This is a genomic window from Nakamurella sp. (assembly GCF_048594475.1).
Lineage (GTDB): Bacteria > Actinomycetota > Actinomycetes > Mycobacteriales > Nakamurellaceae > Nakamurella.
In genome coordinates, this window is the sequence record NZ_JBMDXT010000229.1 from 1 (window position 1) to 12,398 (window position 12,398).

A 12,398-nucleotide genomic window follows, 5' to 3' on the forward strand; every position below is an offset into this window, starting at 1 on the left:
CCGCTGGCCGACGGCATCGTCGAGCAGGAGGGGGAGGCGGTGCTGGCCCGGGCGGTCAACCCGGCCACCGACCCGACCCTGGTCGTGCGGGCCGCGGCCGCCGCCGCGCAGGCCGGCCTGCCGGTCTCGCCGGCCACCGTGCTGCGCCTGGCCCGGACCTGCCCGCCGCTGCCCGATCCGTGGCCGCCCGTCGCGCTGGACGCGTTCCTGTCCCTGCTCGGGGCCGGGGAACCGATGATCGCCGCCTGGGAGGACCTGGACCAGGCCGGGCTGATCTCGACCCTGCTGCCCGGCTGGGAGCGGCTGCGGTCGCTGCCGCAGCGCGATCCGATCCACCTCTACACGGTCGACCGGCACCTCATGCAGACCGCGGTCAACGCCTCCGGGCTGGTCCGCCGGGTGTCCCGGCCCGACCTGCTGCTGCTTGCCGCGATCCTGCACGACATCGGCAAGGGCCCGCGCGAGGACGAGCGCGACCACGCCGACCACGCCGCCGTCGGCGCCGACATGTGCGGGCCGTGGCTGCGCCGGATGGGCCTGCCCGCCGCTGATGTCGCCGTCATCGAGACGCTGATCCGGCACCACCTGCTGCTCGGCGATTCGGCCGCCCGGCGGGACCCGGACGACCCGGCGACCATCGCGACCGTGGTGGAGGCGGTCGGCGACGTCGAGACGCTGGACCTGCTGGCCGCGCTGACCGAGTCGGACGCCCGGGCGGCCGGACCGGCCGCCTGGACCAGCTGGCGGGCCGGGCAGATCCGGCACCTGGTGACCCGGGTGCGGCGGGCGCTGGCCGGCGAGCGCCCGGCCGAGCCGCCGGCGATGACCCAGGTCGAGCGCGAGCTGATCGCGGCCGGCGGGGTCGGCATCGTCATCGAACAGATCCCGGCCGCGCTGCGGATCACCATCTGCGCGCCGGACCGCCCCGGGCTGCTGGCCGCCTCGGCGGCGGTGCTGACCATGCACCGGCTGACCGTGCGGTCGGCGGCCATCCGCACGGTGGACGGGACGGCCCTGCAGACCTGGATCGCGGCCCCGCAGTTCGGGGAGGCGCCGGCCGCGGCCACCCTGCGGGCCGACCTGGTCCGGGCCCTGGACGGCAGCCTGGACGTCGCGGCCCGGCTGGCCCGGCGGGCCGCGCCGCCCCGGCGCGGGCCGGCCGTGCCCCCGGAGGTGCGGGTCGTCGAGGCCGCCTCGGCGTCCGCCACCGTCTTCGAGGTGCGCGCGCACGACCTGCCCGGGCTGCTGTACAAGGTCGCGTCGGTGTTGACGACCGCGGGCCTGGACGTGGTCGGCGCCCGCGTCGACACCCTGGGCGCCGACGCGGTCGACGTCTTCTACGTGCAGGCGCCGGACGGCGCGCCGCTGTCCGGCGCGCGGGCCCGGGAGGTGGCCGGGCTGATCGATCAGGCGCTGGCCTGAGCCGGCGCCTGGCCGACCGTTCCGATCCGGGGGAAGGGTGCGGTGGCGAACACCTGCTCGACCGGCAGCTGGAAGTACTCGGCGATGCGCAGCGCCAGCAGCAGGCTGGGGCTGTACTCGCCGCGTTCGAGGTAGCCGACGGTCTGGTAGTGCACGCCGACCGCCTCGGCCAGCTGGCGCCGGGTGATGCCGCGCTCGGCACGCAGCACGGCGAGCCGGTTGAACAGGACGTCAGACACGCTGCAGGGCCTTCTCCCGCCGCGCCGCCACCGACGAGCCGGACTCCCGCCGGGCCATCCGCCGCAGCAGGGGTGGCGCGACCAGGAACCCGACGATCGCCCAGGCCAGCAGCACGACCAGGGTGGCCAGGGTGCGCCAGCTGCCGTCGATCTCGACGGCTGCCGCGGACTCGGGCAGCAGTGCGGCGCGCAGTCCCAGACCCAGCCAGTACACCGGGGTCAGCTGACCGAGCGCCTGCGCCCAGCCGGCCATCTGGGCCAGCGGGTAGAAGATGCCCGACACCCAGACGATGGCGCCCATCACGAGCATGCCCCAGCCGCCGACCATCCGGGGGCTCTTGAACACCGACCCGATGACGAAGCCCAGCGGCAGCACGGCCAGCAGCCCCAGCAGGAGGAACCCGATCGCCTCCATCCAGCCGCCGATGCCGTTCGCGGTCAGGCCGGGGATGAAGAAGAACGCCGGGATCAGCACGATCGCCATGCTGAAGCCGATCTCCAGGGTCGTGCGCAGCATCTGGCCGCAGACGTACCCGGTCATCCCACCGGGCACCGACTTCAGCCGCAGCAGGGTGCCGTCCTCCCGCTCGGTGGCCAGCTGGGTGGCCAGCCCGTAGGCCCCGGAGAACACGACCTGCAGGGCCAGCAGGCCGGGCAGCATGAACAGGGCGACCGGCACCGTCGTGCCCGGCAGCGTGTCGGACCGGTTGAGCCACAGCACCAGCAGCACGATCAGCGACACGATGACGTAGTACGCCAGGTCCGTGGCCGACCGGACGCTGTTGGTGAACTCGGTGCGCCCGCGGCGCAGGCCGCAGGACACGGAACAGCGCACGGCGACGGTGTTGGTGCTCATCGGACCACCTCCAGGGTCGGGCCGGCCTGCTCGGACACCATGGCCAGGTAGGTGCTCTCCAGGCTGGGCCGGCGGACCTCCAGCTCGGTGATCGGCCCGGCCGGCCCGTCCGGGCCCGCCGCCTCCTGCGCGAACAGCGACCGGACGAACCCGGTCGGGTCGTCGGTGGCGTGGACGTGCCGCTGGCCGCGCTGGCACCACCGCACCTCGGCGGTGCCGGCGACCTGCCGGGCCAGCGCCTCCGCGCTGCCGTCGGCGACGATCCGGCCGTGGTGCAGGATCAGGATCCGGTCGGCCAGCTTCTCCGCCTCGTCCAGGTCGTGGGTGGTCAGCAGGATCGTGGTGTCCTGCAGGTCGGACAGCCGGTGCACCAGATCGTGGAAGTCCCGGCGGGCGGCCGGATCGAACCCCGCGGTCGGCTCGTCCAGGAACAGCAGCTCGGGCCGCCCGACGATGCCGATGGCCACGTCCAGCCGGCGCCGCTGGCCGCCGGACAGGGTGGCGACCTTGGCCCGGCGGTGCTCGGTCAGGCCGACCATCTCGATCAGCTCGTCGGTCGGGTAGGGCCGGGGTCGATCGGGGGTCGCCCAGGGCCCGTAGAAGCCGCCCAGATGGTCGAGCAGCTCCCGCACCCGCCAGCGGCCGTGGTCGCGCCAGGACTGCAGCACCACCCCGATCCGGGCCCGCCAGGCCTCGTCGGCCCGGGCCGGATCCTCGCCCAGCACGCGCACCGTGCCGGCGGACGGCATCCGGAACCCCTCCAGGATCTCGATCGTGGTCGTCTTGCCGGCGCCGTTGGGCCCGAGCAGGACCAGCACTTCGCCGCGGGCGATGGTGAAGTCGACGCCGTGGAGCACGTCCTTGGTGCCGTACCGCATCGCCAGGCCTGACACTTCGACTGATGTGTAGGACGACATGTAGTAGTTCTACTACATCCGGTCGGCCGATAGGATCGCCTGGTGTTCGAAACCCTGTCCGATCGCCTCTCGTCGGTCCTCACCAACCTGCGGGGCAAGGGCCGGCTGACCCCGGCCGATATCGACAAGACCTGTCGCGAGATCCGCATCGCGCTGTTGGAGGCGGACGTCGCGCTGCCGGTGGTCCGCGCCTTCATCGCGCGGATCAAGGAGCGCGCGAACGGGGTGATCGTCTCCGCGGCGCTCAACCCGGCGCAGCAGATCGTCAAGATCGTCAACGAGGAGCTCATCGCGATCCTCGGCGGCGAGACCCGCCGGTTGACCTACGCCAAGACCCCGCCGACCGTCATCATGCTGGCCGGCCTGCAGGGCGCCGGCAAGACGACGCTGGCCGGCAAGCTGGCCCTGTGGCTCAAGGGCCAGGGGCACACGCCGCTGCTCGTCGCCTCCGACCTCCAGCGCCCCAACGCGGTCACCCAGCTGCAGATCGTCGGCGAGCAGGCCGGCGTGCAGGTCTTCGCGCCCGAACCCGGCAACGGGGTCGGCGACCCGGTCGCGGTCGCCCGGAACGGCGTCGAGCACGCGCGGGTCCGCCTGCACGACGTGGTCATCGTCGACACCGCCGGCCGGCTCGGTGTGGACGCCGAGATGATGCAGCAGGCGGTCGACATCCGCGACGCGGTGCAGCCGCAGGAGATCCTGTTCGTCGTCGACGCGATGATCGGCCAGGATGCGGTCACCACCGCCGAGGCGTTCCGCGACGGCGTCGGGTTCAACGGCGTCGTGCTGACCAAGCTCGACGGCGACGCCCGCGGCGGCGCCGCGCTCTCCGTCCGGCACGTCACCGGGCAGCCGATCATGTTCGCCTCCACCGGCGAGAAGCTGGCCGACTTCGACGTGTTCCACCCGGACCGGATGGCCTCCCGGATCCTGGGCATGGGCGACATGCTCACGCTCATCGAGCAGGCCGAGCAGCATTTCGAGGCCGAGCAGGCCGAGGCCATGGCGGCCAAGATGGCCGGCAACGAGTTCACCCTCGAGGACTTCCTCGAGCAGATGATGATGATCCGCAAGATGGGCCCGATCGGCGGCCTGCTGGGCATGCTGCCCGGCGCCGGCCAGATGAAGGAGGCCCTGGCCAACGTCGACGACCGCGACATCGACCGCACCGCCGCGATCATCCAGTCCATGACGCCGGCCGAGCGGCAGGACCCGAAGATCATCAACGCCTCCCGCCGGCAGCGCATCGCCCGGGGCTCGGGGTCGACGGTCTCCCAGGTCAACGCGCTGGTCGAGCGGTTCTTCGAGGCCCGCAAGATGATGTCGTCGATGGCCGGCCGGTTCGGGCTGGGCGGCCGCCCGTCGAACCGCAAGGCGGCCAAGGGGCGCAAGGGCAAGCGTTCCACCGGACGCGGGCCGACGCCGCCGAAGGTCAAGGGCATGCCGGGCGGTTTCCCGGGCCTGGGTGCCCTGCCGCCCGGGATGCCGCCGGGCCTCGGGGCGCCGGGCGGGGCCGCGCCGGGCGGCTTCCCCGGGATGGACCAGTTCCCGGGTGACTTCGACCCCACGAAGCTCAAGTTCCCGAAGAAGTGAACCCGGACCTGCGGGTCCGGGGCGTCGATCCGGCCACCGGGGAGCCGGTGGACCTGGCCGTGTCCGGCGGTCGCATCGTGGACGGGCCGGCGACCGGCGCGGTCACCGTCACCGGGTTCGTGCTGCCCGGTTTCGTCGATGCGCACTGCCACGTCGGCTACTCGCCGACCGGGCCGGCCACCATCGCGCAGGCCGAGCAGCAGGCGGTGGCCAACCTGCAGGCCGGGGCGCTGGCCCTGCGCGACTGCGGGTCGCCGGTCGACACCGGCGCGCTGGTCGGCCGGGACGACCTGCCCGTGCTGATCCGGGCCGGCCGGCACGTCGCGTTCGTCAAGCGGTACATCCGCGACCTGGGCATCGATCTGGACGATCCGGACGACCTGCCGGCCGAGGTCGCCCGGCAGGTCGCCTACGGCAGCGGCCAGTGGGTCAAGATCGTCGGCGACTGGATCGACCGGTCCGTCGGCGACCTGGCCCCGCTCTGGCCCGACGACACGCTGGCGCAGGCGGTCGCGGTGGCGCACGCCGCCGGCTGCCGGGTGACCACCCACGTGTTCGGCGAGGACGCGCTGCCCGGCCTGCTGGCCGCCGGCGTCGACTGCATCGAGCACGGCACCGGGCTGACCGACGAGACGATCGCCACCGCCGCCGCCCAGGGCACCCACCTCGTGCCGACCCTGATCAACATCGAGAACTTCCCGGCGTTCGCCGACCAGGCGACCCGGTTCCCGACCTACGCCCGGCACATGCGGCAGCTGTACGCGCGCAACCACGAGATGGTCCGGGCCGCGGCCGACGCCGGCCTGGCGGTGCACGCCGGCACCGACGCCGGCGGGTACGTCGAGCACGGCCGGATCGCCGACGAGGTGATCGCGCTGGGCCGGGTGCTGGGCATGCGCCGGGCGCTGGCCGCGTCGGCGCACGAGGCCCGGGCCTGGATGGGCGTGCCCGGCACCGAGGTCGGCGCGCCGGCCGACCTGGTGATTTTCGCCGACGATCCGGTGGCCGACCCGCAGGTCCTCAAGCGGCCGGCCGTGATCGTCCGGGCCGGCCGCGTCGTCCGCGGGACGGTCTGAGTCAGGTTCCGGTGACGTTCCGCGAGCTGCGCAGGATCTCGGCCAGCTTGCCCATCTGGACGGCCTGCGAGGCGTAGTCCAGCGCGGCGCCGTTCCAGGTGTTGACCTGCCCGGCGACCAGCGCCGGCGACGCGGCGAAGGTCGGCTGCGCCATCAGCTCCTCCGCCTGGAAGCCCTCGACGTTGGGCAGCAGGATGTCGCCGGTCATCATCTGGCCCACGTTCTCCCAGCTGAAGATGTCCCAGTAGTAGGGGCCGTCCGGGTGCAGGTCGGTGTAGGTGACCCCGAGGCTGCGGTAGAGCTGGGTCTCCGGCTCGTCGGCCGGTTTGACCACGTAGATGCCGTCCGGATCGGCGTACATCTGGGTGACCTCGAGGTCCGCCTGCCCGGCCGCGGCCGTCAGGTCGGCGGCCGCCGCGTCGAAGTCGGCCTTGGCCGCGGCGACCCGGTCAGGGTCGGCGCCCAGGGCCGTGGCCAGCCCGGTCAGGCTCTCGATCACCGCCCGCCCGTCGCCGCCGACCTTGATCGCCACGATCGGCGCGATCTTGGCCAGCTGGGCCTGCTGCTCCAGATCGGCGAACGCGTAGTACGGGGCGGTGGTGTCCAGGGTGCCGGCGCGGTCGGTGGGGTAGATGCCGGTGACGATCAGGTCGGGCTCGGCCGCGGCCAGGGCCTCCAGGTCGATCTGGCCGTAGCTGGTGCCGACGATCGCGGTGCTCGACAGGTCGTAGCCGGCGAACCGGGGATCGGTCGCCACGTCGACCCGGCCGAAGACCGCGGCCGGCTGCAGGCCGTAGGCGAACATGCCGATCGCGTAGTCGGCGTAGCCGGCCACGCGCTCGGGACGCTGCGGCAGCGTCACCGTGGTGCCGGTGGCGTCGGTCCAGGTCCACTCGACGGGCGCGGCGGCGGATCCGGCGGACGCGCCGGCCGGGGACGAGCCGGCCGAGGACGAGCCGGACGAGCATCCGGTGACGAGTCCGCCGGCGAGCAGCACGGTCAGCAGCGGTCCGAGGATGCGGCGAGCGCCGCGTCGGGTCAGGAAAGTCTTCACGAAGATAAGGCTAGCCTAGCCTTAGTTCACCGGATCCACCGGGACGACCAGGGGTGCGCCGGACCGTGGATCGGCCATTACCACCGCCTCCAGGCCGAACGCCTCCTGGAGCACGGCCGGGGTCAGCACGTCCCATGGCGCACCGTCGGCCAGCACCCGCCCGCGGCCGACCACCACCAGCCGGTCGGAGAAGCGGCCGGCGAGCGACAGGTCGTGCAGCACCATGAGCACCGTCGCGCCGCGCTCGCGGTTGATCGACCGGACCAGCCGCAGCACCTCCAGCTGGTGACTCAGGTCCAGGAAGGTGGTCGGCTCGTCCAGCAGCACGATCGGTGTCTGCTGGGCCAGCACCAGCGCGATCCAGGCCCGTTGCAGCTGGCCGCCGGACAGGGCGGCGGCGTCCCGGCCGGCCAGGTCGGTCAGCCCGGTGGCGGCGAGCGCCTCGTCGACCGCCGCGGCGTCGGCGGCGGTCCAGGGGCGCAGCAGGCTCTGGTGCGGGTGCCGGCCCCGCGAGACCAGGTCGCGCACGGTGGTCGCCGACGGCGTGAGCGGCTTCTGCGGAAGGATCGACAGCCGGCGGGCGATCTCCCGGGTCGGCAGTGACCGCAACGGCGCGCCATCCAGCTCGACCAGACCCGCAGCGGGACGCAGTAGCCGGCCGAACGCCTTGAGCAGGGTCGACTTCCCACTGCCGTTCGCGCCGATCAGCGTGGTGATCCGGCCGGATTCCACGGTCAGGTCCAGGTCCCGGAAGACGACGGCCTGCTCGTAGGCCAGGGTGACTCCGCGCGCCGTCAGGGCGGCGGTGGCGGTCGTGGTGGCCACTGTCATGCGATCATCTCCCGGTCCTTGCGCCGCGTGAGCAGCCAGATCAGATACGGCGCGCCGATGACGGCGGTGACGATGCCGACCGGCACCTCGCCGGGCAGCACCGCCCGGGCCAGCGTGTCGGCGCCGACCACCACCAGCGCGCCGGTCACCGCCGAGGCGAGCAACGGGGGTCGGGCGGTCCGGGTGAGCCGGCGGACGACCTGCGGGGCGACGAAGGCCACGAATTCGATCGGCCCGGCCGCCGACACCGCGGCCGCGGTGAGCAGCACCGCGCAGCCGATGATCACCAGCCGGTGCCGCTGGACGACCACGCCCAGCCCGGTCGACACGTCGTCGCCGAGCAGGCTCACCTCCAGATTCGACGACTGGACCAGGGCGAACGGAGTGACCACGGCGACCGTCAGCAGCACCGGCCAGACGCTGGCCCAGGACACCCCGGACAGGCTGCCGACCAGCCACTGCGACGCGGTCGACGCCTCGGTGAGCTGGGCCCGGGCGATCAGGTAGCTGGTGACGCCGGTGAGTGCGGCGGTGGTGCCGATGCCGACCAGGATCAGCCGGTAACTGTCCACCCCGTCCCGCCAGGACAGCCCGTACACGACGGCGGCGGTGCCCAGCGCGCCGATCGCGGCGACGGCCGGCAGGCCCAGGGTCAGGGCGCCGGCCCCGATGGAGTAGCTGCCGCCGGCCAGCACGATCGCCGCCACGGCCCCGAGTGCGGCGCCGGAGGTGACGCCGAGGATGTCCGGGGTGGCCAGCGGGTTGCGGGCGAAGGTCTGGGTCAGCGCCCCGGCCAGGCCGAGCGCGGCGCCGACCAGCGCCCCGCACAGCACCCGGGGCAGCCGCAGCTCCACCACGATCAGATCCTGGGAGGGTGTGCCCTGCCCCAGGAGCGTGCGCACGACGTCGGTCGGGCCCAGCTGTGCGGAGCCGGCGGCGATGCCGAGCACGACGACGACCAGCAAAGCGGCGAACGCGGCCAGCGTGACGGCCGGGACGCGGGTCCGGGTCACAGGGTCGCCATCTTCCCGCGCCGGACGATCAGCACGAACGAGATGCCGCCCAGGACCGACAGGACCACTCCGACCGGTACCTCGGCGGTGCCGCCGATCAGCCGGCCGACCACGTCGCACAGCAGCAGCACGATCCCGCCGACCAGCCCGGACGCGGGCAGCAGCCAGCGGTGGTCGCCGCCCACCAGCGACCGGGCGATGTGCGGGGCGGTCAGCCCCACGAAGCCGATCGGCCCGGTCAGCGCGACCGCCGCCGCGGTGAGCAGGGTGATCGCCGCGAGCCCGATCACCCGCGTCCGCACCAGGTTCTCGCCCAGCCCGTGAGCGAGCTCGGCGCCCAGCGCGAGCGAGTTCAGCGACCTGGTGTTGGCCAGCGCCAGGACGAGCCCGACCGCGGCGAACGCCACCGCCGCCCAGATGCCGGACAGGGTGCGCCCGGACAGCGACCCGACCACCCAGATCCGGTAGGCGGCGAGGGTGGTCTCGTCGGAGAGCACCAGGGCGGAGGTGAACGCGAGGAGCAGCGCGGTGACGGCGGTACCGGCGATGGCCAGCGGCACCGGACTGGACAGGCCGCGACCCAGGGCCGCGATCGCGAACACCACCACGCTGGCGACCAGGGCCCCGGCCAGTGCCAGCCACAGGGTCGTCAGCACCGACGTCGTGCGCAGCACGGAGACACCGACCACCACGGCCAGGCTCGCCCCGGCCGAGACCCCGAGGATGCCCGGGTCCGCCAGCGGGTTGCGGGTCTGGCCCTGCATCACGGCGCCGGCGACGCCCAGGCACACCCCGACCAGGACGCCCAGCACCGTGCGGGGCACCCGGGAACCCCAGACCACCGCGTCGACGTCCAGGGTCGGATCGGCCAGCCGGGCCAGGACCGGACCCGGGCCCAACGGGTTGCTGCCGAACAACAGGCCGAGCGCGGCGGCCCCGGCCAGCGCGGCCAGCAACCCGGCCAGGACGATCGGTCGGGACGGCCGGCGGGCGGCCGGACCGCGCACCCGCCGGGGCCGGTCGCGGGCGGGGGAGCCGAGCATGAGCGAAGCGTAGCCTTGCCTAAGTCGAACACGCGCCACCGCCCCGCGGCGCAGGGCCGCCGGGATCGACTACACTGACCCGGTTACGGTCGCCGAGCGGACCCTCTCACCGGTCGCGGCCGCCATTGGTGTGTTCGGACCGCTGCCCCACGCGGACCAGAGCCCGCCCCCCGCACCGATCCGCAAGGAGCATTGCAGCACCGTGGCAGTCAAGATCAAGCTCGCCCGCTTCGGCAAGATCCGCGAGCCGCACTACCGCATCGTCGTCGCCGATTCCCGGACCCGCCGCAGCGGTCGGACCATCGAGAACATCGGCCTCTACCAGCCGAAGGCCGATCCCAGCGTCATCGAGATCGACTCCGAGCGCGCGCAGTACTGGCTCGGCGTCGGCGCGCAGCCGACCGAGCCGGTGCTGAGCCTGCTCAAGGTGACCGGCGACTGGCAGAAGTTCAAGGGCCTGCCGGGCGCCGAGGGCACCCTGAAGCCGCAGCCGGTCAAGGCCGACAAGCGCGCCCTGTACGAGGCCGCGATCGCCGCGATCGGGTCCGACGAGGGCTCCGGCGCGACCACCCCGAAGCGCAAGGCCGCCAAGCCGGCCGCCGATGACGCAGCGGAGACCTCTGCGCAGGCCGAGAGCACCGACGCGTCGTGACGATGCTCGAGGACGCCCTGGAACACCTGGTCCGGGGCATCGTCGACCACGATGACGACGTCAGCGTCGAGATGACAACGGGCCGTCGCGGCCGCACCCTGCAGATCCGGGTGCACCCCGACGACCTGGGCAAGGTCATCGGGCGCGGCGGTCGCACGGCCCCCGCGCTGCGGACCGTGATGACCGCCATCGGCGGCCGTGGCATCCGCGTCGACGTCGTCGACACCGATCGCTGACCGGACACCGTCGATGGACGTGGTGGTCGGCCGGATCGGCCGGCCGCACGGGCTGCGCGGGGACGTCACCATCGCGGTGACCACCGACGACCCGGACACCCGGTTCGCGCCGGGTGCGGTGCTGGACTCCGACCGGGGTCCGCTGACCGTGGTCGCCCGGCGTCGCTCGGGCCCGTTGCTGCTCCTGCGGTTCGCCGGAGTGGACGACCGGGACGCCGCCGAGGCGCTGCGCGGCACGACGCTGCGGGTGGCCGCGGAGGAGTTGCCGGAGGTCGACGACCCGGACGAGTTCTACGACCACCAGCTCGTCGGGCTGTCCGTCCGGCACACCGACGGGCGGACGCTCGGCGAGGTGATCGACGTCTGGCATCCGCCGGCCGCACCCGTGCTGCTGGTGCGCCGGCCCGACGGAACGGACGAGGCCGTGCCGTTCGTGCGCGCGCTGGTGCCGACGGTCGACGTGCCGGCGGGGTTCCTGGTCGTGGCCCCGCCCGATGGCATGTTCGCCTGACGGGGGAGCGGTGGAAAGGGAGGGGACGGTCATGCGCATTGACGTGATCACGATCTTCCCGGCCTACCTGGCGCCGCTGCGGGAGTCGCTGCTGGGCCGGGCGTTCGACGAGGGCCGGGTCGGGCTGGCGGTGCACGACCTGCGGGACTTCGCCACCGACCGGCACCGGACCGTCGACGACGCCCCGTACGGCGGCGGGCCGGGGATGGTGATGAAGCCCGACGTGTGGGGCCGGGCGCTGGACGCGGTGATCGGCCCGGACCCCGGGCCGGGAACGATCCTGGTGGTCCCGACGCCGGCCGGCCGGCGGTTCACCCAACCGGTGGCCGCGCAGCTGGCCCGGGCCGAGCACCTGGTGTTCGCCTGCGGCCGGTACGAAGGGATCGATCAGCGGGTGGTCGCCGACGCGGCCACCCGGATGCCGGTCCTGGAGCTGTCCATCGGCGACTACGTCCTGGCCGGTGGGGAGGTCGCGGCGATGGTGATCGTCGAGGCGGCCACCCGGCTGCTGCCCGGCGTGCTGGGCAACCCCGAGTCGGCGGTGGACGACTCGTTCAGCGGCGACCTCGCGCAGTTGGTCGAGGCGCCGTCCTACACCCGGCCCCCGGTGTACCGGGGGCTGACCGTGCCGCCGGTGCTCACCAGCGGCGACCACGCCGCGGTGGCCGCCTGGCGGCGGGAAGAATCGCGGCGCCGCACGACCGAGAACCGACCCGACCTGCTGATTCAATGATCAGGGTCCCGCTCTGGCACAATGGAGCGGTTGCCCTGCCGACTTGTGATTTGAGGAATTCCACATGAACACCCTGGACGAACTGGACGCCGCCTCCCTGCGGTCCGACATCCCGGACTTCCGGCCCGGCGACACGGTCAAGGTGCACGTCAAGGTCATCGAGGGCAACCGGTCCCGGATCCAGGTCTTCGCCGGCCACGTGATCCGCCGCCAGGGCGGCGG

Annotated in this window: 15 protein-coding genes; 8 read left to right on the forward strand and 7 right to left on the reverse strand. The window is 73.5% G+C overall.

Annotated features, from left to right (window positions below; all coding sequences use genetic code 11):
• On the forward strand, positions 1-1,422 hold a 1,422-nt coding region (locus ACOJUF_RS10795; protein WP_420121854.1), incomplete at its 5' end, for an HD domain-containing protein.
• On the opposite strand, the gene ACOJUF_RS10800 is transcribed toward ACOJUF_RS10795, so the two are convergent.
• From ACOJUF_RS10800 to ACOJUF_RS10810, 3 genes are read right to left on the reverse strand one after another with little or no spacing between them, the layout of a single operon-like run.
• Positions 1,407-1,661, reverse strand: a complete 255-nt coding sequence (locus ACOJUF_RS10800) for a helix-turn-helix transcriptional regulator (RefSeq protein ID WP_420121855.1) — start codon at positions 1,659-1,661, stop codon at positions 1,407-1,409. The two genes, ACOJUF_RS10795 and ACOJUF_RS10800, sit on opposite strands and share 16 nt — an antisense overlap.
• Positions 1,654-2,517, reverse strand: a complete 864-nt coding sequence (locus ACOJUF_RS10805) for an ABC transporter permease (protein WP_420121856.1) — start codon at positions 2,515-2,517, stop codon at positions 1,654-1,656. Before ACOJUF_RS10805 ends, ACOJUF_RS10800 begins: the two co-directional genes overlap by 8 nt.
• Positions 2,514-3,434 (reverse strand): ABC transporter ATP-binding protein, encoded by a 921-nt coding sequence (locus ACOJUF_RS10810; protein WP_420121857.1) that lies wholly within the window; start codon positions 3,432-3,434, stop codon positions 2,514-2,516. Before ACOJUF_RS10810 ends, ACOJUF_RS10805 begins: the two co-directional genes overlap by 4 nt.
• Before the next feature lie 42 nt (positions 3,435-3,476).
• On the opposite strand from ACOJUF_RS10810, the gene ffh reads away from it, so the two are divergent.
• Both ffh and ACOJUF_RS10820 read left to right on the forward strand, forming a co-directional pair.
• The gene (gene ffh / locus ACOJUF_RS10815) at positions 3,477-5,027 is read left to right on the forward strand and encodes a signal recognition particle protein (RefSeq protein WP_420121858.1); all 1,551 of its coding nucleotides are present in this window, start codon (positions 3,477-3,479) and stop codon (positions 5,025-5,027) included.
• A complete protein-coding gene (locus ACOJUF_RS10820; protein ID WP_420121859.1) occupies positions 5,024-6,103 on the forward strand; it encodes an amidohydrolase family protein in 1,080 nt (359 codons plus the stop codon). The genes ffh and ACOJUF_RS10820 overlap by 4 nt, the downstream gene beginning before the upstream one ends.
• Position 6,104: 1 nt before the next feature.
• Here the strand turns inward: ACOJUF_RS10820 and ACOJUF_RS10825 are convergent, their stop codons facing one another.
• From ACOJUF_RS10825 to ACOJUF_RS10840, 4 genes are read right to left on the reverse strand one after another with little or no spacing between them, the layout of a single operon-like run.
• Positions 6,105-7,157 (reverse strand): ABC transporter substrate-binding protein, encoded by a 1,053-nt coding sequence (locus tag ACOJUF_RS10825; RefSeq protein WP_420121860.1) that lies wholly within the window; start codon positions 7,155-7,157, stop codon positions 6,105-6,107.
• A gap of 21 nt (positions 7,158-7,178) precedes the next feature.
• The gene (locus tag ACOJUF_RS10830) at positions 7,179-7,988 is read right to left on the reverse strand and encodes an ABC transporter ATP-binding protein (protein WP_420121861.1); all 810 of its coding nucleotides are present in this window, start codon (positions 7,986-7,988) and stop codon (positions 7,179-7,181) included.
• Entirely contained in the window at positions 7,985-9,001 is a 1,017-nt protein-coding gene (locus ACOJUF_RS10835) for a FecCD family ABC transporter permease (RefSeq protein WP_420121862.1), read from the reverse strand. Before ACOJUF_RS10835 ends, ACOJUF_RS10830 begins: the two co-directional genes overlap by 4 nt.
• On the reverse strand, positions 8,998-10,044 hold the full coding sequence (locus ACOJUF_RS10840) for a FecCD family ABC transporter permease (protein WP_420121863.1): 1,047 nt from the start codon (positions 10,042-10,044) through the stop codon (positions 8,998-9,000). The genes ACOJUF_RS10835 and ACOJUF_RS10840 overlap by 4 nt, the downstream gene beginning before the upstream one ends.
• A gap of 202 nt (positions 10,045-10,246) precedes the next feature.
• Here ACOJUF_RS10840 and rpsP point away from each other — a divergent pair, with 202 nt between their 5' ends.
• The 5 genes from rpsP to ACOJUF_RS10865 all read left to right on the forward strand — a co-directional run.
• Positions 10,247-10,696: a 30S ribosomal protein S16 gene (gene rpsP, locus ACOJUF_RS10845; protein ID WP_420121864.1), complete on the forward strand. Its 450-nt coding sequence runs from the start codon at positions 10,247-10,249 to the stop codon at positions 10,694-10,696.
• Between the two features lie 2 nt (positions 10,697-10,698).
• A complete protein-coding gene (locus ACOJUF_RS10850) occupies positions 10,699-10,932 on the forward strand; it encodes an RNA-binding protein (RefSeq protein ID WP_420121867.1) in 234 nt (77 codons plus the stop codon).
• Between the two features lie 13 nt (positions 10,933-10,945).
• Complete coding sequence (rimM, locus tag ACOJUF_RS10855) at positions 10,946-11,443, forward strand: ribosome maturation factor RimM (RefSeq protein ID WP_420121865.1); 498 nt, start codon at positions 10,946-10,948, stop codon at positions 11,441-11,443.
• 31 nt (positions 11,444-11,474) lie between these two features.
• On the forward strand, positions 11,475-12,176 hold the full coding sequence (gene trmD / locus ACOJUF_RS10860) for a tRNA (guanosine(37)-N1)-methyltransferase TrmD (RefSeq protein WP_420121866.1): 702 nt from the start codon (positions 11,475-11,477) through the stop codon (positions 12,174-12,176).
• A gap of 64 nt (positions 12,177-12,240) precedes the next feature.
• On the forward strand, positions 12,241-12,398 hold a 158-nt coding region (locus tag ACOJUF_RS10865; RefSeq protein ID WP_420121868.1), incomplete at its 3' end, for a 50S ribosomal protein L19.